Source organism: Stenotrophomonas sp. GL_111, assembly GCF_057835245.1.
On sequence record NZ_CM174421.1, the window covers coordinates 3,066,677 to 3,085,790 of the forward strand.

General features: G+C 67.7%; 14 protein-coding genes and 1 tRNA gene. 4 read left to right on the plus strand and 11 right to left on the minus strand.

Annotation, left to right across the window (positions count from 1 at the left end; genetic code table 11):
• Window positions 1-49 precede the first annotated feature (49 nt).
• From AC3IPM_RS13705 to AC3IPM_RS13715, 3 genes are read right to left on the minus strand one after another with little or no spacing between them, the layout of a single operon-like run.
• Window positions 50-3,910 carry a YhdP family protein gene (locus AC3IPM_RS13705; RefSeq protein WP_489300482.1) on the minus strand — a complete coding sequence of 1,287 codons (3,861 nt, stop codon included), beginning with the start codon at window positions 3,908-3,910 and terminating at the stop codon, window positions 50-52.
• Window positions 3,911-3,955: 45 nt separating this feature from the next.
• Window positions 3,956-5,443: a ribonuclease G gene (gene rng, locus AC3IPM_RS13710; RefSeq protein WP_489300483.1), complete on the minus strand. Its 1,488-nt coding sequence runs from the start codon at window positions 5,441-5,443 to the stop codon at window positions 3,956-3,958.
• Window positions 5,436-6,017: a Maf-like protein gene (locus tag AC3IPM_RS13715; RefSeq protein ID WP_489304149.1), complete on the minus strand. Its 582-nt coding sequence runs from the start codon at window positions 6,015-6,017 to the stop codon at window positions 5,436-5,438. Before AC3IPM_RS13715 ends, rng begins: the two co-directional genes overlap by 8 nt.
• 130 nt (window positions 6,018-6,147) lie before the next feature.
• On the opposite strand from AC3IPM_RS13715, the gene AC3IPM_RS13720 reads away from it, so the two are divergent.
• The 3 genes from AC3IPM_RS13720 (at window position 6,148) to AC3IPM_RS13730 (ending at window position 10,795) form a co-directional block, all read left to right on the plus strand.
• Entirely contained in the window at window positions 6,148-6,882 is a 735-nt protein-coding gene (locus tag AC3IPM_RS13720; RefSeq protein ID WP_489300484.1) for an SIMPL domain-containing protein, read from the plus strand.
• 238 nt (window positions 6,883-7,120) lie between these two features.
• Window positions 7,121-7,786, plus strand: coding sequence for an energy transducer TonB (locus AC3IPM_RS13725; protein ID WP_489300485.1), 666 nt, complete (start codon window positions 7,121-7,123; stop codon window positions 7,784-7,786).
• A gap of 183 nt (window positions 7,787-7,969) precedes the next feature.
• Window positions 7,970-10,795 carry a TonB-dependent receptor gene (locus AC3IPM_RS13730; RefSeq protein ID WP_489300486.1) on the plus strand — a complete coding sequence of 942 codons (2,826 nt, stop codon included), beginning with the start codon at window positions 7,970-7,972 and terminating at the stop codon, window positions 10,793-10,795.
• A 153-nt stretch (window positions 10,796-10,948) separates the two neighbouring features.
• Here the strand turns inward: AC3IPM_RS13730 and AC3IPM_RS13735 are convergent.
• The 8 genes from AC3IPM_RS13735 to AC3IPM_RS13770 form a co-directional block, all read right to left on the minus strand.
• Window positions 10,949-11,025 (minus strand) — tRNA-Asn (locus tag AC3IPM_RS13735).
• Between the two features lie 70 nt (window positions 11,026-11,095).
• Complete coding sequence (gene rlmH, locus AC3IPM_RS13740) at window positions 11,096-11,566, minus strand: 23S rRNA (pseudouridine(1915)-N(3))-methyltransferase RlmH (protein ID WP_489300487.1); 471 nt, start codon at window positions 11,564-11,566, stop codon at window positions 11,096-11,098.
• Window positions 11,567-11,652: 86 nt separating this feature from the next.
• Window positions 11,653-12,093: a ribosome silencing factor gene (rsfS, locus tag AC3IPM_RS13745; RefSeq protein ID WP_489300488.1), complete on the minus strand. Its 441-nt coding sequence runs from the start codon at window positions 12,091-12,093 to the stop codon at window positions 11,653-11,655.
• A gap of 58 nt (window positions 12,094-12,151) precedes the next feature.
• On the minus strand, window positions 12,152-12,817 hold the full coding sequence (gene nadD, locus AC3IPM_RS13750; RefSeq protein ID WP_489300490.1) for a nicotinate-nucleotide adenylyltransferase: 666 nt from the start codon (window positions 12,815-12,817) through the stop codon (window positions 12,152-12,154).
• 5 nt (window positions 12,818-12,822) lie between these two features.
• The gene (holA, locus tag AC3IPM_RS13755) at window positions 12,823-13,860 is read right to left on the minus strand and encodes a DNA polymerase III subunit delta (protein WP_489300491.1); all 1,038 of its coding nucleotides are present in this window, start codon (window positions 13,858-13,860) and stop codon (window positions 12,823-12,825) included.
• A 28-nt stretch (window positions 13,861-13,888) separates the two neighbouring features.
• Entirely contained in the window at window positions 13,889-14,500 is a 612-nt protein-coding gene (locus tag AC3IPM_RS13760) for an LPS-assembly lipoprotein LptE (RefSeq protein ID WP_489300492.1), read from the minus strand.
• Between the two features lie 172 nt (window positions 14,501-14,672).
• Window positions 14,673-17,321, minus strand: a complete 2,649-nt coding sequence (leuS, locus tag AC3IPM_RS13765; protein ID WP_489300494.1) for a leucine--tRNA ligase — start codon at window positions 17,319-17,321, stop codon at window positions 14,673-14,675.
• A gap of 172 nt (window positions 17,322-17,493) precedes the next feature.
• The gene (locus AC3IPM_RS13770; protein WP_489300495.1) at window positions 17,494-18,102 is read right to left on the minus strand and encodes a DUF998 domain-containing protein; all 609 of its coding nucleotides are present in this window, start codon (window positions 18,100-18,102) and stop codon (window positions 17,494-17,496) included.
• Window positions 18,103-18,233: 131 nt separating this feature from the next.
• On the opposite strand from AC3IPM_RS13770, the gene trxA reads away from it, so the two are divergent.
• Complete coding sequence (trxA, locus tag AC3IPM_RS13775) at window positions 18,234-19,097, plus strand: thioredoxin (RefSeq protein ID WP_489300496.1); 864 nt, start codon at window positions 18,234-18,236, stop codon at window positions 19,095-19,097.
• The last annotated feature ends 17 nt before the right edge of the window (window positions 19,098-19,114 follow it).

The window sequence follows — 19,114 nt, forward strand, 5'->3', positions numbered from 1 at the left end:
TTGATCTGTGGGCGCGGGCCGTTATCGCAAGCCGGGCGCGGAAAAGGGGTCAGCGCGCCGGTACAGGCCGTATCGCCGGTTTGGGGGCATCGTCGCGGTCGATCACCTCGACCTTGGGCTCGGCCCAGGGGCCGGTGACACGGTAGGTCTTGGCACCGATCTCGCCCAGTGGCTTGCCCAGCACGGCATTGGCCGCCGCACCCACCGCCGCACCCACCGGCCCACCGGCGACCGCGCCGACGATGGTCAGCAGGTTGCCCGAGCGCGGGTTGACGTCGATGGTCTGGTTGAACTGCTGCCGGCGCAGGTCGGTTTCGCCGCGGATGCGGATGTTCGCCGCCGGGCCTTCGATCATCACCTTGTCGGTGGTGGCCATGCCGTCGGCGAAGGCCAGCGTGCCTTCGATCTGGTTGAAGGCGAAGCCCTTGGAGAAGAAGTCGCGGAAGTCGAACATCAGCCGTCGCGGCAGCTGGGTCACGCTGAGCAGGCCCAGCACGCGGCCGGCGCCGGGCTCCACTTCAAGCAGCTGGCCGTTGCGCGCATGCACCTGCATCTGGCCCTGCAGCGCGCCCAGCTGGAAGTCCGACGGACCGCCCTGCCAACCCGCATCCAGGCTCAACTGACCCTGGCCGCCGCGCAGCTGGCCGCCGTAATCCAGGTTCTGCATCAATCCGCCCAGGTCCTCACTGCGGACCTCGACCTTGAACTGGGTGCGTGCGGCCTCGCCCATGCCCAACCAGCGGCCCTGGATGTCGATCTCCTGCTTGGGCGCGCGGAACTGCAACTGGTCCACGCTCAGCCCGTTGCCGAACGGGCGCGTGCGCAGCACCGCCTGGCCGAGCTTGGCCTTGCCGAACTGCAGGTCCTCGATATCCAGCGCCAGCGGCGGAATCTTTGCCGGGTTGGTGTCATTGGCACTGGCCTGTACCCGCGCCGGCAGCACGGTGCCGCTGGGCAGCGTGATCGGGGCGCCATCGCCGGGCACTTTGACCGGGGTTGGCAGGGACTGCCAGTGCACCCGGCTGAGCTTGCCCACGATGGTGCCGCCATCGGCGTTGGGCACACTCAGCGTCCCGGCCAGCGACGGGCCATCCAGCGTCACGTCCACCGCGGCGGGACTGGGCCGCAACTGCAGCCGGGTCTGCGCGAACACGCCGCCGGCCAGCAGCAGCTGGCCGACCTGCACGTCGACCTGGCGCAGCGGCATCGGATCCTTGCCGTCACCGCCCGCCGGCGAACGTGCCAGCCCGATCCACTCCAGTGCATCCAGCGAACCGCTGCGGCCATTGATCGCCAGCCCGCTGGCCGGTGGCTCGCGGTCCACGCGGTCGCTGCCCAGGGTGACCTGCACGCCGGTCTGGTTGTTGTGGCTGCGCGCGGCCAGTGCCAGGCGCTGGCCGAAGGCCACGTCGATACGGCCGCTGCCCATCGGCAGCTGCGCGTTGACCGTGGTCGCCAGCGGCGTGCTGGCCGGCTTGTCCAGCGGTGCCGGCAGGTCCAGGCGGGTACCGACCAGATCGGTGTGCAGCTTGAGCAGGGTCGGCGGCAGCTGCTTGCTGCCGGCCGCCGGCTTGGGCATGGTCACCCCGATCGTCCAGCGCGAGGTGCCCAGGATGTAGGGCTTGAGCCAGTTCAGCTCCGGCGCGCGATCCAGCAGCACACCGGCATCCAGCGATGCGCTCAATTCCGATTCGAAGGCCTGTTGCGGGTCACGTACATAGCCGCCGGCACGCAGGCTGAGCAGGCCGTCCTGACCAAGGTGGCGCACCGCCAGGTTGTCCGCGCCGAAACCGTCGTGGCCGTAGCGCGCCTGCCCACGCATGTTGTCGAACGTCAGGTCGAAGCGCTTGTCGGCCAGCGTGGCGCCGTTGAGGTCGACGGTGCCCTGCAGGTGGCCGCCGCCCTGCTCATGGTGCAGCGGCTGCAGCAGGTCGAAGCTGACCGCGGCCGGGCCCTTGGCGCTGAGGTTGTCCAGCGTATCGGCGTAGGTGGCGTGCAGCGGGCTTTGTTTGAGCATGGCCAGCAGCGCACCGGCATCACTCTGGCTGGTCGCCTTGACGTACAGGTCGGAGGCGCCGAAATCGGCGATACCGGCATCGAAGTGGTTCACCGCCACTCCGGCCAGGTCACCGCGCCCGTGCAGCTCGAAGCCCGGGCCGATGAAGGCGATATCGGCATCGACCTTGTTCATGGTCGGCCAGTCGTGCTGGAAGCGGATGTTGCCGTTGTCGATGTGCCCGGTCGCCTCGAAGCGTCCGTTGTTCTGATCGAACGGCCAGTCTTCCAGGTCACCGGTGACCAGGCCGATGCCACCGCGCACCTGGCCGCCGACCAGGGCCGCATCCAGCCAGTCGGTGGCGCCCTTGCTCATCCTGGAATGGATCCAGAAGCGCTTGGCCGCGGTCATCGGCACGTCGTCCAGCTTGGCCGCCAGCTGCATCCACGGGCGGGTGCCGTTGTTCTGGAACCAGAGCGCGCCGCGCACGTCGGCGCCATAGTCGGTGCCCTGCACGCGCAGCGCCGGGGTGCCGATCCGCCAGCCACCGGCTTCGTCGCGCCATCCCACCAGGCTGCCGGCCAGGCGCACGTCATGGCGGGCGCCGAACCCGGTCGGCCAATCGAAATGCATCACCCGCGTCGGCTGCAGGTCCAGCTTGAAACCGTCCGCGTCGCCTTCGAAGCGGCCACCGACGCCGCTCAGGCCCGGCGCATGCCCGGCCGCGGCGAAGGCGATTTCCTCCAGCTCACCGTCGAAACTCAGCGGACCATCCTGCGTGCCGGCCAGCCGCACGCTACGCATGCGCACCTGTGGGGCCGCGTCATGCAGCCATTGGCGCAGGCCCGGTTCGATCCGGTCGCTCAGGGCCAGCCCGCGCAGCAGCGCGGTGGCGTCGATGTTGTCGCCGGCCACGGCGAAATGCTGGCCCGCCGCCACCAGCAGCCCGTCCAGCTGCTGGGTGGTACCGCCCATGCCGATGCGCAGCCGTGGGGCGTCGGCGCGCCAACCGCCCTGCACCCAGCGCCAGCGCGCGCGCAGCTGCAGGCTGTCCAGCTGCAGCTGCGACGGCTTGCCATCGGCCAGTGCCGCGCCACGCAATTGCAGGCCCTGCAGATCGGCATCGGTGGTGACCATCACCGGGCGGTGGTCGCGCAGGTCGACCCAGGCGTTGAATTCGCCGGTGCCCTGCTGCAGGGTCACCCCGCCGAAGCGCAGCAGGCTGGACCAGGCACGGAAGTCGGCCGGGTCAGCGGCCAACCAGGCCTGGCCGTCGCCCTTGCTGCGTTCGAAATCAAGCACGGCGGTGAGCGGTTGCGCCTGGACATCGGCCCAGGCCCGGGCGCCCACGCGCAGCCGCTGGCCGTCCACGCGCAGGCGCAGATCGATCCGCGGCAGTTCCGTCTGCAATGACAGCGACGGTGCATCGATGCGCAGGCGGCCACCGATCACCTGCAGCTCGCCGAGCCGGCGCAGCGCCTCCAGCGGATCGCCGCTGCCGCCCTGCGGCAGCCCGCGCACCGACCAGCGCCCATCGTCGGCGCGTTGCAGGACCAGCGCCAGGCCACGCAGGCGCAGTTCGGTCAACGAATGCCCGGGCAGCAGGCCGGCGTACATCGACACCAGCACTTCGGCTTCGCCGATGCGCAGCCCCTCACCTTCACCAATGCGCAGGCCCTTCAGGGCCAGCAACGGCCCGCGCCGGGTCCAGGCGGTATCGAGCTGGTCAAAACGCACCGGCTGGCCGGCGCGCGCGCTCAGCCACGCGGCCACCTGGTCAGGATGGCGCTCGGCCAGGGGCAGCAGTTGGCTGACGCTGCCCACCAGCAGCGCCACACACACCAGTACGATCGCCATTGCGTAGACAGCATGGCGGCGAATCCTTCGCAGTCGCAGTCGGAGCGGCGTGCTCATCGCAACGCGTGGACGCCCGCGCCCGAAGGCGCGAACGGGCGGCGATCAGAGCAGCACGACATCGAACTGCTCCTGCAGGTACTGCTCGTCCGCCTGGAAGCGGATGCTCTTGCCGAGGAACTCCTCCAGCTCGGCCACCGCGGTGGATTCCTCATCGGTGATCCGCGCCACCACCTTGCTGGAGGCGATCACCAGCAACCGCGCCGCGTCGAACTGGCGCACCGCCCGGGTGATCTCACGGAAGATTTCATAGGTGACGGTTTCAGCGGTCTTGATCGAACCCCGCCCGCTGCATTCCGGGCACGGCTCGGACAGCTGCCGCTCCAGGCTCTCCACGGTGCGCTTGCGGGTCATCTCGACCAGCCCCAGCGGCGAGAACTCGTACACGGTGGTCTTGGCATGGTCGCGGGCCAGCGCCTTTTCCAGCGTGCGCAGCACCTGGCGGCGATGCTCGGCATCGTCCATGTCGATGAAGTCGATGATGATGATCCCGCCCAGGTTGCGCAGCCGCAGCTGGCGTGCCACCGCCTGCGCCGCTTCCAGGTTGGTGCGGAACACCGTCTCTTCCAGATTGCGCTGGCCCAGGAACGACCCGGTGTTGACGTCGATCGTGGTCATCGCCTCGGTCTGGTCGATCACCAGGTAGCCGCCGGACTTCAGCGGCACCTGCTTGTCCAGCGCGCGGCCGATCTCGTCCTCGACCCCGAACATGTCGAAGATCGGGCGATCGCCGCTGTACAGCTCCAGCTTCTCGGCCAGCACCGGCATGTACTTGGCCACGAAGGCCTGCAGCTGGCCGAAGGTTTCCTTGGAATCGACCTTGACCTTGTCCACGTCCTTGCGGATCAGGTCACGTACCGAGCGCAGCGGCAGGCTCAGGTCTTCATAGATCACGCTGAGCGGGGCGGCATCGCGGCCACGGCGCTCGACCACGTTCCAGACCCGCGACAGGTAGGCCACGTCCTCGGCGATGGCCTCGGCCGGCTGGCCTTCGGCATTGGTCCGCACGATGTAGCCGTAGCCGCCGTGCTGGGCCGACAGCTCGGTCACCAGCGCCTTGAGGCGGGCACGCTCGGCCTCGTCCTCGATCCGCGCCGAGACCCCCACCACCTTGGACTGCGGCAGCAGCACCATGTAACGCGAGGGAATGCTGATCTGGGTAGTCAGGCGTGCGCCCTTGGTCCCGATCGGGTCCTTGACCACCTGCACCACGATGTCCTGGCCGTCGCGCAGCAGCTCCACGATCGGCACCGACGACGGCGGCGGCAGCGTGGTGCCCTCGGTATCGGGGCTGGCCACCGGGGCCGGGCGGATCACATCGTTGGCGTGCAGGAACGCGGCGCGCTCCAGCCCGACCTCGACGAAGGCGGCCTGCATGCCCGGCATCACCCGCTGCACCTTGCCCTTGTAGATGTTGCCGACCACGCCACGGCGCCAGCCGCGCTCGATGTGCAGTTCCTGCAGCATGCCGTTCTCGATGACGGCAACGCGCGTTTCGCGCGGGGTGACATTGACCAGGATTTCTTCAGACATGGGCGACTCCCTTCAGTTCGAACGTCCGCAGCAACTGCTCGGTCTGTTGCAGGGGCAAACCCATCACACCCGAATAGCTTCCCGCCAGGTGGCGGATATATCGTTCGGCGCCGCCCTGGATGGCGTAGGCGCCGGCTTTGCCCATCGGCTCGCCGCTGGCCACGTAGGCCGCGATGGCGTGCTCGTCGAGGTCGATGAAACTGACGTCCGACACCACCAGCACCCCGTCATGACGGCCGGCCGCGACCAGCGCCACGGCGGTCACCACCTGGTGGGTCCGCCCGGACAGCCGCCGCAGCATGGCCGCCGCATCGGCGGCATCGACCGGTTTGCCGAACACCTGGCCATCGAGCACCACCTCGGTATCCGAGCCCAGCACCACCGCCTCGGGGTCATCGCCGACCAACGCCAGCCCGGCCCGGGCCTTGTCGGCCGCCACCCGCTGCACATACGCCAGCGCGGACTCATCGGCCGCGCGCACTTCGGGCACGTCCAGGTCCAGCGCACGGAACGGTCGGTCCAGGCGGCTCAGCAATTGGGTTCGTCGGGGCGAACGGGAGGCAAGATAAAGCATCGCGGAAGCATAACCTGTGGCCACTGTCTGAATCGAAAGCAACACGATTGAAAACGGATCGACCCCGATAAAGCTCACGGGACGTTCATCGCCCCGACACCAACCTCAACGCCTTCACAAGGAGATGTACATGCGCCGCCCGTCCCTGTCCCCGTTGCTGCTCGCCCTGTCCCTTGCCCTGGGAACTTCCATGACCGCCAACGCCCAGACTCCGACCGCCATCGCCGCACCCAGTGACGGCACCCTGCTCAACATCTCGGCCAATGCCGAAGCCAAGCGCGTGCCGGACGTGGCCACGCTGTCGGCCGGCGTGGTCACCCAGGCCGTCGATGGCAACAGCGCGATGCGCCAGAACGCCGAACAGATGGTCAAGGTACTGGCCGCGATCAAGGCCGCCGGCATCGCCGAGCGTGACGTGCAGACCAGCGGCGTCAACCTGAGCCCGCAGTACCGCTATGCCGACAACGAGGCACCGAAGATCACCGGCTACCAGGCCAGCAACACGGTTAGCCTGAAGGTGCGCGACATCGCCAAGCTGGGCAAGGTGCTCGATGCGCTCGCCGCACAGGGCGCCAACCAGATCAACGGCCCGCAGTTCGAGATCGACCAGCCCGAGCCGGTCTATGACGAAGCCCGCCTGGCCGCGCTGAAGAAGGCCCAGGCCCGTGCCGAAACCTACGCCAAGTCGCTGGGCCTGCGTGTGCGCCGCATCGTGAGCATCTCCGAGAGCGGCGGCGGTGGCTTCCGCCCGATGATGATGATGGCCAAGTCGGCCGGGATGGCCGCCGATGCCTCCACCCCGGTCTCGCCGGGCGAATCGGCGGTGTCGGTCAACCTGGACGTGGTGTTCGACCTCGGCCGCTGATCCGCGCCACGGCAATACCCCATGACGGCGCCTGCGGGCGCCGTCATGCTTTCCAGCCGTCTGACCCTCGCCCCGTTCCTGAGCGCCAGCCAAACACCTACACGCCCCCTGACTTCCGGCCCGTGCCCGGCTCCGGTATTGCTGTCATTGCGCGGCTCCGTTCAGTGCATTCCCGCCAACCCCACCGGTCGCGCCCGCACGTTTGATGTTCCCGCACATCTGGCAAGGAGAGTGGAGCATGGTCCGTACGCATCCCCCGGTAGTCCCCCTGCAACTCGAGGTTTCACGCGTGCTCGGCTGGAGCACGGCATTGGCGATCCACCTGCTGGCCCTGATGCTGTTGCTGATCCCGGCCGCCTACGTCGGCGCGCCCACCCCACGCGAGCGCGTTCGGGTGCCGATGCTGATTCCCCCGCCCCCGAAGCCCATCGAGCTGCCTCCCAGGCACCACGAACCGGACTTCATCAAACCGGCGCCGCCGAAGACCGTGATATCCAAGCCGGCCCCGCTGCCGCCGCCGACCGCCACGGTCGAGGACCAGCTCGCGGTGCCGCCACTGCCCGCCGGTGAGATCCAGACGCCGACGCTGGCCCCGGCCGACCCGACCCCACCGGCCGGCGCCGGTGAAGGCGTGCAGCTGCAGTACCGCAGCGCACCGCCGCCGGCCTACCCGATCCAGGCCATCCGCGACCACCAGCAGGGCACGGTGCTGCTGCGGGTCCGGGTCGAGGCCGACGGCAAGGCCTCCAGCGTGACGATCGAGCGCAGCAGCGGTTCGCGGGCCCTGGACAACGCCGCCCGCCAGCAGGTGCTGCGTCACTGGCGGTTCGTTCCGGCCAAGGTCGACGGGCAGCTGGTGCCGGCCGACGGGCTGGTTCCGGTCAGCTTCTCGCTGCCCGACTGAGTCGCTTCCGGCACGGGTTGCCGACGCCGGCAACCCGTGCCTTCCATCGCCGATCAACGGCCACGCGAATTAAGCAATTTTTCACACTTACGTCACCTGTCGGAAACCTAGATTGTCGCCGTCGTCACCTGTTTTGGTGCCGATCCATCGTCATCGTTGGTTTTCCCAGTCAGGAGAGAAGCTGTGAAACACCCGATCCAACGGCTCAACAGCAGCCGCAATAGCCTCGCCCATTCCATTTCCACCGTACTCGCCGGCAGCACCCTGCTTCTGGTCGGAGCGCTGGCATCCTCTTCTGCGTTCGCCCAAGAGCAGGCCACCAACCTGGACCGGATCACGGTTACGGGTTCGAACATCCCCCGCACCAATACCGAAACGCCCTCCCCCGTCCAGGTGGTCACCCGCCAGGAAATCGACCGTACCGGCAAGACCACGGTGGCCGAGTACCTGCAGACCCTGACCGCCGATGGCTCCGGCTCGATTCCCAAGACCTTCGGCAACGGCTTCGCCGGTGGCGGCGCCGGCATCTCGCTGCGCGGCCTGGGTGCCGGTTCCACCCTGGTGCTGTTGAACGGGCGCCGCATGGCGACCTATGGCCTGGCCGATGACGGCCAGAAGGTCTTCACCGACCTGAGCACCATTCCGCTGGATGCCGTTGAGCGCATCGAAGTGCTGAAGGACGGCGCCTCGGCGATCTACGGCTCCGACGCCATCGCCGGCGTGGTCAACATCATCCTGCGCGGCGACTTCAACGGCGCGATCCTGCGAGGCTCCTACGGTACCTCCGGCGACGGCGACGGCAATGCCAAGAAGGCCACCCTGACTGCCGGTACCGGCGATCTGGCCACTGACGGCTGGAATGCGTTCTTCAGCCTGGACGTGGGCAAGACCGACGCGATCAAGATCAGCGACCGCAAGAACCGCAAGTGGATCGGCACCGGTGACATCCGCCCGTGGGGCTATGGCAACAATGCCCAGTTCCTGGGAGGCGCCTATCTCAATGGGCGCACCAGTGGCGGTACCGGCCCGAACGGCTCGGTGTTCGACGACCGCGCGGTGACGCCCACCAGCCCGGCCTTCCTGGTGCCGCTGCCAGGCTGCCAGGGTCTGACCACCATCCCCGGCCAGACCGATGCTTCGGTGGCCCAGAACGGCTGCCTGTGGGATCCGAACCAGCAGTACCGTGACCTGACTCCGGAAGAGAAGTACGTCAACGTGTTCGGCCGCGCCAGCTTCGCCTTCGGCGAGGGCGGCGAGATCTACACCGAGATCGGCTACTCCAAGAAGGAAACCACCTTCAGCAACACGCCTTCGGCCGTGTCCGGCAGCTGGGGTTACCCGGAAGGGCCGCGCAATGCCAGCAGCGGCCTCGGTGCCGTGGTGCTCAGCCCGACCCATCCGGACAACCCGATCCCGGGCCAGGCCTCGCGCCTGCGCTACTCGGCTTGGGACGTCGGCCCGCGCGTAACCAACAACACCAACGAGTTCAACCGCTTCCTGGTGGGCGTCAAGGGTAACTGGGGCGACTGGAGCTACGACACTGCCTACCTGCACTCGGGTACCGACCTGGTCAACAAGCGCACCGGCTTCCTGCGCTACAGCGCCGTGCAGTGCGCTCTGGGCAACCCGACCTGCGCAGGTGGCGTGTGGCGCATCGGCGACAACGCCGGGCTGAACTCGCAGGCGCTGTACGACTACATCTCCCCGACCATCAGCGCACGCGCCAAGTCGAGCCTGGACATGTTCGACTTCACCGTGTCGCGCAGCCTGATGGACCTCAAGGGCGGCCCGCTCGGCCTGGCGCTGGGTACCGAATGGCGCAAGACCAGCAACAGCCTGACCCCGCAGACCTACACTGACGCCGGCGACATCATCGGTCTGGGCTATTCGGCCTATGACGGCACCCAGAACGTGTACGCCGGCTACGTCGAGTTGTCCGCGCCCGTGCTGGAGCAGTTGGAACTGTCTGGCGCCGTCCGCTATGACAAGTACGAAAGCGGCGAAGGCAAGGCCACGCCCAAGCTGGGTGTGAAGTGGACCCCGGCCGACTGGATCGCGGTCCGCGGCAGCTATGCCGAAGGCTTCCGCGCCCCGAACCCGGCCGAGAACGGCGACGGTGGCCTGGCCGCCTTCTCCAACGCCCGCGATCCGGTGCGTTGCGCCGCCAGCCCGCCCGCCGATGTCGGCACCAACTGCTCGTCGCGTCCGGTGGCGATCATCACCCGTCCGAACAAGGACCTGAAGCCGGAAGAGTCCAAGAGCTACTCGTTCGGTATCGTGCTGCAGCCCACCTCCAGCACCTCGCTGACGGTGGACGCATGGCAGATCAAGCGCACCAACGAAATCGCCCAGGGCGCCACGGCCGATGCGATCGCCGCCGGCAACGTGCTGCGTGATATCGACCTGATCAACGGCGTGGCCGGCACCGGCAGCATCCTGGCCGTCAACACGGCCTACATCAACGCCGCCTCGACGCGGGTCCGCGGTATCGATACCGATATCCGTCAGACCTTCGACATCGGCCCGGGTCAGCTGGAAATGGACCTGCAGTGGAGCCACGTGCTCAAGTTCGAGCGCACCGACAGCGATGTGACCGTGGACTACGCCGGTACCCACGGCAACTGCGACGTCACCAACTGCATCGGCACCCCGAAGGACCGCATCAACTTCGGCACCACCTGGAAGCAGGGTTCGTGGAGTGTCAGCGGCGTCGCCAACTACATCTCCAAGATGGACAACACCGACTACCGCGGCCCGGATGGCTCGTACCAGTTCTCCTACGCCGACGGTACCGACGTCACCAAGATCTCCTCGTTCACCACCTTCGACCTGTCCGGTCGCTGGAACATCACCGAAGCCTTCGAGCTGAATGCCTCGGTGCAGAACGCGTTTGATCGGATCGCCCCGCTGGATCCGACCACCTACGGTGGCGTGAACTACAACCCGCTGCACTTCAGCGGCGCGATCGGCCGCTACTTCACCGTGGGGGCCAAGTACACCTTCAACTGATGTAACGATCTTGGGGAACGAAGAGCCCGGGCATTGCCCGGGCTTTTTGTTGGCGCGTTGACCGGCAGGAACCACGCGCAAAATGGGCTTTCCCCACAGAGGGAAGTAGAACCAAAAAAAAAGCCTCGCATCGCTGCGAGGCTTCTCAAAACTTGGCGCCCGAAGTTGGACTCGAACCAACGACCCCCTGATTAACAGTCAAGTGCTCTAACCGGCTGAGCTATTCGGGCGGGGTGCGCATTGTAGCCCGTTTTTCGCAGGATGTAACCCGTTTACGCCGAACTTTGTTCACCCGTGTTGTCACGCGCGGTGATACGGATGGTTGGCCAGCATCGCCGCAGCGCGATACAGCTGTTCGGCCACCACCAGCCGCACCAGCATGTGCGGCAACGTCAGCGGGCCGATCGACCATTTTTCATCGGCCAGTGCCGATACCTCCGGCGAGTGCCCTTCCGGCCCCCCGATCAGGAAAGCCAGGTCACGGCCCTGACCGCGCCAGTGCTCCAGCCGCTGCGCCAACTGCTCGGAACTGAGCGGGCGGCCCGGCACATCCAGCGCCACCACATAGGCATTCTTCGGCAGCGCGGCGATCACCCGCTTGCCTTCATCCTCGGTGGCACGGCGCGCATCGCGGCCCTTGCCGCGCAGGCCCGGCTCGATTTCCACCAACTCGAAGGGCAGCCAATGCGAGAGCCGCTTCTGGTACTCGGCGAAACCCTGCGCCACCCAGGACGGGGCGCGCTCACCGGTGGCGATCAACCTGGCTTTCATGCTGTGCTCCTTTCGGGCCTCCACTGCGGATGCCCACAAACGGCAACGGCGCCATCGGGCGCCGTTGCGGACCGCTCACAGGCCGATCAGCGCCCGCGGTAGTCGTCGTCGCTATCGCCGGCAAACCCGTCGTCCAGGCCCGGCGGCTGGTCGCCAACGGTCCACAGGCGCTCCAGTGCATAGAACTCACGCACGCGCGGCAGCATCACGTGGACAACCACGTCGCCCAGGTCGACCAGCACCCACTCGGCTTCGCGCTCGCCTTCCACGCCCAGCGGCATCACGCCCAGCTTCTTGGCGAACTTCACCACTTCATCGGCGATGGACTTGACGTGACGGCTGGAGGTGCCCGAGGCGATCACCATGTAATCGGCGACGCTGGACTTGCCGATGACATCGATCTCGACGAGATCCTTGGCCTTCAGTTCTTCGGTGGCCTTGCGCACGCACTCCAGCAGCTGCGGGACGGAGGGCGCCGGGTTCGGCAATTGGACCTTGATGGTCTGGGGCTGGGCTTGGTTGCTCAAAGCGGGTGAACTCGATAAATGTGAGGCGGATTATACGGGCCCGGGGCCCGCCGCGTATTCACGTGGCTGACAGGCCATACAGGCCGCGGTCGGTGATGTAGCCGGCCACCGCCTCGGGAAGCAGGCTGCGCCAGTCCCCGCCGTGGGCGATCCGCTCACGGACCTCGCTGGCCGATTCCCGCCGCAAGGGCGCCTGCAGACGCAGCAGCCGGCCGGCCGGGGCATTGAACAGTTCGCGCTCATGCGCGGCCCAGCGCCCCGCCAGAGCAACCTCCAGCGGCGCGGGCAATGCCTGCTGCAGGGGGCTGCCGGGGCGATCGGCGACGATGAAATGGGCCAGTCCGAACAAGTCCTGCCATTCATGCCAGCTGGGCAGGCCCAGCAGGCTGTCGGCACCGACCAGCCAGGCCATCGGTTGCCGCGGGCCCAGCTCGGCGCGCAGCTCGCGCAGCGTGTCCACACTGTAGGAAGGCACGCCCGGCTGACGCGCGGCGCGGTCCAGCTCGCGCCGGTCCAGCAGCAGGCCGGGCTCCTCGCCGATGGCCAGGGCCAGCATCTGCGCACGCTGCTCCGCATCGGCGCCCGGGGCGGGCCGGTGCGGCGGGTCGGCCGCAGGCAGCAACCGTACCGCCACCTGCAGCTGGTCGCGCGCGGCGCGCGCGATCGCCAGATGGCCCAGGTGCACCGGGTCGAAGGTGCCGCCGTAATAGATGCGCAGGCCCATGTGGCTCAGGCGCGGGCCAGCAACCGTACCGCGCGGGCTTCAGCGACCGCGATCAGCAGGCGCTCCAGGCCCAGCCAGGGATCGCCGTCGGCGCGGCCCTTGGCCATCCGATCGACCAGCCCGGCTTCGGCCACGAAACGCTCCCAGCGCTTGGCCTCGGGGTGCCGCTGCAGCGCGCGCTTGAACGGCGCCTGGCGCGATTCCCAGATCCCTCTGCTCTTCATTTCCGCGCCGAGGTTGCCGCCACGGGCCTGCACCCGCGCCAGCGCGGCGGTGGACAGCAGCTCGCGGATCACCATCGGCATCAACGCGGCCACCGCCTCGCCCTCCCCGCGCAGCCCGGCCAGCATCCGCAGCACCGCTGCCGGTTGCCCGGAGAAGGTGGCTTCAAGCAGGCGGAACACGTCGTAGCGGGCGGCGTCGGCCACCAGCGATTCCATGGTCTCCACATCCAGGGTCTGGCCGCTGGCCAGCAGCGCCAGTTTGTCGATTTCCTGGGCGGCCGCCAGCAGGTTGCCTTCAACCCGCTCGGCCAGGCGCTGCACTGCGGCCGGGTCGGCGCGCAGGCCCTTCTGGCGCAGCCGGCGCTCGATCCACTCGGGCAGTTCGTGCGGCTTGATCGCCCACGCCACCGACAGCACGCCGACGCGGCTGACCGCCTCGACCCACTTGGTCTGGTGCGCCTTGCTCCATTCATTGCAGGTGATCAGCAGGATCACGTCCGGTGCCGGGTTGGCACAGAACTGCATGATCACCTCGGCGCCCTCTTTGCCCGGCTTGCCGCTGGGCAGGCGCAGTTCCATCAGGCGACGGGCACTGAACAGGCTGGGCGCGTTGAAACTGCCTTCGACCTGGTTCCAGTCGAAATCGCGGCCGTCGGCGTCGAACACTTCACGCTCGTCGATGCCATCGGCGCGGGCACGGGCGCGCACCGCATCGGCCGCTTCCAGCACCCGCAGGGTTTCCGGGCCGGCGATCAGGTAGACCGGGGCCAGCGCCTGGCTGGCCGGTTGGCTGGCGAATTGTTCGGGGCGCAGTTCCATCCGGCAGGCCGATCCGCAGGCGGACCGGTCAGTGCCCCTGCGGCTTGTCGGCCGGAATCGTCATGGCCGGTTCGACCGGCGGCTGCACCGGCATCGCCGCGTCGGGCTTGGCCGTTGCAGGCTTGACCGGCACGCGACCTTCCATCTCGGCACGGACCACGCTGTCGATGCGGCGCATGATCGACGCCGACATTTCGCGGCGCAGTTCGTCGGCCAGGATCTCGCGTTCGGTGGTGGTACCGGTGGCGTCGGTGGGCGGGGACACGTAGTCGCGCGACAGTTCGATCACCTGCTGCGGCACCAGTTCACTGCCATCTTCGCGGCGGAAGATGAAGATCACCGCATAGCGCAGGCTGTATTCCTGCGCACGGCCCTGGGCGTCGATCGCGATCGGCAGGTCGCCCCAGCGCTCGGACAACACCTGCAGCTGCGCGGCGGGCGTGCTGCTGTCGGATTCGGCGATCTGCGCCCCGGAGGCCTGCAGGCCCCGACGCAGCAGCTTGGCCAGTTCACTGTACGGCGCGGTGGATACCACCTTCACTGCGGCGGTATCGGCCGGCAGCATCAGCTTGTTGCGCAGATGGAAGCCACAGCCGGCGAGGGTTGCGGTCAGGACGAGGGCAAGCAGGAATCGGGTCATGGACACAGTCTGGAGGAGCCGGGCGGTCGCGGCAACAGGCATAGAAGATGCCCGATGCCACGTGAACGTGGCTTGAGATCGCACGCGGTGCGGCCATCGTCGCGATGGCCCTTGCTATGGCGGCGGATCGGGCCGCCGGATGCAGGTGGTGCACCCGGCGGGCCGGCATCGATCAGCCCTGGGGGGCTGCCACGATGTTCACGATCTTGCCCGGCACGATGATGATCTTGCGCACCACCAGGCCTTCCAGGAACTTGGCCGCGTTCGGCTCGGCCAGGCCCAGCGCTTCAACCTGGTCGCGCGACGCATCGGCGGCCACCTCGATGGTGCCACGCAGCTTGCCGTTGACCTGCACGGCCAGGGTCAGCGCATCGCGCACCAGCGCACTGTCATCCACCTGCGGGAACGGCTGGTCTTCCAGCAGTGTCTCGCCGTGGCCCAGCACCTGCCACAACGCGTGGCTGGCATGCGGGGTGATCGGGTTGAGCAGCAGCACGGTGGCCTGCAGCGCTTCCTGGCGGACCGCACGGCCCTGCGCGCTGCCGTCATCGAACTTGGCCAGCGCGTTCATCAGTTCCATCACCGCGGCGATGGCGGTGTTGAAGCTGTGGCGGCGGCCGTAGTCGTCGCTGACCTTGCCGATGGTTTCGTGGGTCTTGCGGCGCAGTGCCTTCTGGCCGGCATCCAGCGCCGCCACGTCCAGCGCCGGGGCAACCCCGTCGTCGGCATGCTTCTGCACCTGCACCCACAAGCGACGCAGGAAGCGCGCCATGCCATCCACACCGGCTTCGTTCCACTCCAGCGACTGCTCCGGCGGCGCGGCGAACATCGAGAACAGGCGCACGGTGTCGGCGCCGTACTTGCCGACCATCACCTGCGGGTCCACACCGTTGTTCTTGGACTTGGACATCTTCTCGGTGCCGCCGATCACCACCGGCTGGCCGTCGGCGATCAGGGTGGCGCCGGTGATGCGGCCGCGCTCGTCGCGCCGCACGTCCACGTCGGCCGGGTTGATCCAGTCCTTGGAACCGTCCGGGTTCGGGCGGTAGTAGGTTTCCGCGATGACCATGCCCTGGCACAGCAGGTTCTGCGCCGGCTCGTTGCTGTCCACCATGCGCGCATCACGCAGCAGCTTGTGGAAGAAACGGAAGTACATCAGGTGCAGGATCGCGTGTTCGATGCCACCGATGTACTGGTCCACCGGCAGCCAGTAGTTGCCGCGCTTGTCCACCGCATCGCGGGCACCCGGGGAGGTGTAGCGCGCGTAGTACCAGCTCGACTCCATGAAGGTGTCGAAGGTGTCGGTCTCGCGCTCGGCCGCGCCGCCGCAGTCCGGGCAGGTGGTCTTGCGCCATTCCGGATCGGCCTTGATCGGCGAGCCGGTACCGACGAAGTTGACGTTTTCCGGCAACACCACCGGCAGCTGTTCTTCCGGCACCGGCAAGGCACCGCACTTGGGGCAGTAGATCACCGGGATCGGGCAGCCCCAGTAACGCTGGCGGCTCACGCCCCAGTCGCGCAGGCGGTAGTTGACGCGGCGCTGGCCCTGGGCCTTGCGCTCGAAACGCTCGGCCAGTGCCTCGAACGCACCCTGGTAGTCCAGGCCGTCGAACTCTTCGGAGTTGACCAGCTCGGTCTCGCGGGTCTTGTCGCCGTACCAGTCCTGCCAGCGCGTGGCGTCGTAGGCACTTTCTTCCTTGCGCAGCGCCTTCAGGGCGATGACCTGACGGATCGGCAGGCCGTACTTGTTGGCGAATTCGTTGTCGCGCTGGTCGTGGCCGGGCACGGCCATGACCGCACCGGTGCCATAGCCCATCAGCACGAAGTTGGCGACCCACACCGGCACCTGTGCGCCGGTGACCGGATGCACGGCGCGCAGGCCGGTATCCATGCCGCGCTTTTCCTGGGTTTCCAGTTCGGCTTCGGACACGCCGCCCTGCTTCATTTCCGCCAGCAGCGCAGCCAGGGCCGGATTGGACTTGGCCGCATGCTGGGCCAGCGGATGCTCGCCGGCGATGGACACGAAGGTCACGCCCATCACGGTGTCCGGACGGGTGGTGAACACGCGCAGCGGATCGAGCACGCTGCCGTCGGCATCGCGCACGTCGAACTGGATTTCCAGCCCTTCGGAGCGGCCAATCCAGTTGCGCTGCATGGTCTTGACCGAATCCGGCCAGCCCGGCAGTTCATCCAGGCCGTCCAGCAGTTCCTGGGCGTAGTCGGTGATGCGCAGGAACCACTGCGGGATCTCGCGCTTTTCCACCAGGGCGCCGGAGCGCCAGCCGCGGCCGTCGATGACCTGCTCGTTGGCCAGCACGGTCTGGTCGACCGGGTCCCAGTTCACCACCGCGTTGCGGCGGTAGGCCAGGCCCTTGCGCATCAGCCGGGTGAACATGCGCTGTTCGTGCACGTAGTACTCGGGCGTGCAGGTGGCGAACTCACGCGACCAGTCGATCGCATAGCCCATGGCCTTGAACTGGCCGCGCATGTGCTCGATGTTGGCGTAGGTCCACTTGGCCGGCGCGGTCTTGTTCTTGATCGCCGCGTTCTCGGCCGGCAGGCCGAATGCATCCCAGCCCATCGGCTGCAGCACGTTGTGGCCGGTCATCCGCTTGTAGCGGCTGATCACGTCGCCGATCGTGTAGTTGCGCACGTGGCCCATGTGCAGCGCACCGGACGGGTACGGCAGCATCGAGAGGCAGTAGTACTTCGGCTTTTCCGAAGACTCGTTGACCTCGAAGGCACGGGTGGCGTCCCAGAACTTCTGGGCGGCGGATTCAACCTGCTGCGGATCGTAAACGTTGGGTTCGACGCTGGTCATGGAAACGCTAGTGCGGCGGCAAAGCGGGACAGAGTACCGCAGTGCGGCATGGGGCTCCAATCGACCCATTCAACCCTTTCGGAAAAACCCTTCATCCTGTTGAATTATCAGGGGATTGCACGACATCAGGGAAAACCGCCGCCATCGCCCAGCGCACGTCCGCGCGCCCCGCTCAGGCGCGCCGGGCACGTCCAACGACAGACAGCACGCTCACCAGCCACAGCAACCAGCACGCATAGGCCAGGCGCTGCGCGATGGGCGCTGGCAACCAGGCCTGCAGCACGAAGGCGGCCAGCACCATCGCCAGACCGCAGCCCAGGTGCAGCAGCGCCGGGGTCCGCCAGCCTGGCAGGCGCAGCGCGCCGATACCGAACATCAACGCCCCCGGCACGAACGCCAGCACCCACAGCATCCACGCACTGGCGTGGTACTGGCTGGCCGGGCTTTCGATGTCGCTGGCATCCAGCGGCAGCAGGCCCATCGCAGCGAAGGCCAGCCCGGCCAGCGCCAGCAGCTGCACCCCCACCCGCATCGACCATGGCGCGGTGCGCGGCACCCGTCGCAGCAGACGCACCCCGACCGCGCAGGCCAGCAGCCCGGGCAGGACAAAGCCCAGCCAGCTGAACGCCTGTGCATGCGGCACGCCGATCGCGCCCAGCAGCGCCACCGGGTGGCCCAACGGATCGAAGCCGGGCAACGCCGCGCCAAAGCCCAGCACCGCCGCCACGAACAGGGCGGCGGCCAACGGACCGAGGGTGCGGTCGACATTCTGGGTACGCATACGGGTTCTACCAGGGTTGAAGACAATGCCGCGCATTGTCACTGGTTTGCCGCCATCGCGGCAGCCGGGGTTGCGTCCGGACGCGGCCGGCACCATACACTGGCTACATCTATATCGTTGACCCTGGACTCATGAGCGAACTGCCCCACGTCTTTGATGCCACTACCGAAACCTTCGAAACCGAGGTACTGCAGAAGTCGCTGCAGACCCCGGTGCTGGTCGACTTCTGGGCGACCTGGTGCGAGCCCTGCAAGACCCTCGGCCCGATGCTGGAAAAGCTGGCCGGCGAGTACCACGGCGCGTTCGAGCTGGCCAAGGTCGATGTCGACAAGGAACAGCAGATTGCCGCGGCGTTCCAGATCCGTTCGGTGCCCACCGTGTTCCTAGTCAAGGGCGGCCAGCTGGTCGACGGCTTCCCCGGCGCCCTGCCCGAAGGCCAGCTGCGCGAATTCCTGGCCCAGCACGGGGTGCTCCCGGCCGAGCCGCCGGTCGAAACCGAGGTCGAGGCCGAGCCGGCACCGCTGGATCCGCAGGCCCAGGTCGATGTGCTGCGCGCGGCGATCGCCGCCGAGCCGGACAAGGACGAACTGAAACTGGACCTGGCCGTGGCCCTGCTGCAGACCGGCGGCAGCGCCGAAGCCGGTGCCTTGATCGATGCATTGCCGGCCAACCTGGCCACCGATGACCGTGCGATCCGGACCCGCGCGCGGCTGGACTTCGCCAATGCCCTGCTGGACGCACCGGCGCCGGAACTGCTCGACGCCCGCATCGCCGCCGATGGCAGCGACCTGCAGGCGCGCTACCTGCGTGGCGTGCAGCTGCTGTTGTCCGGGCAGGACGAGGCCGCGCTGGAGCAGTTCCTGGAGATGCTGCGGCGCGACCGCACCTACAACGAAGGGTTGCCGCGCAAGCTGCTGATCGATGCGTTCAAGGTGATCGGCGACGACGACCTGGTCAGCCGCTACCGCCGCCGGATGGCCTCGCTGCTGTTCTGAGCCGCGCCCCACCGATG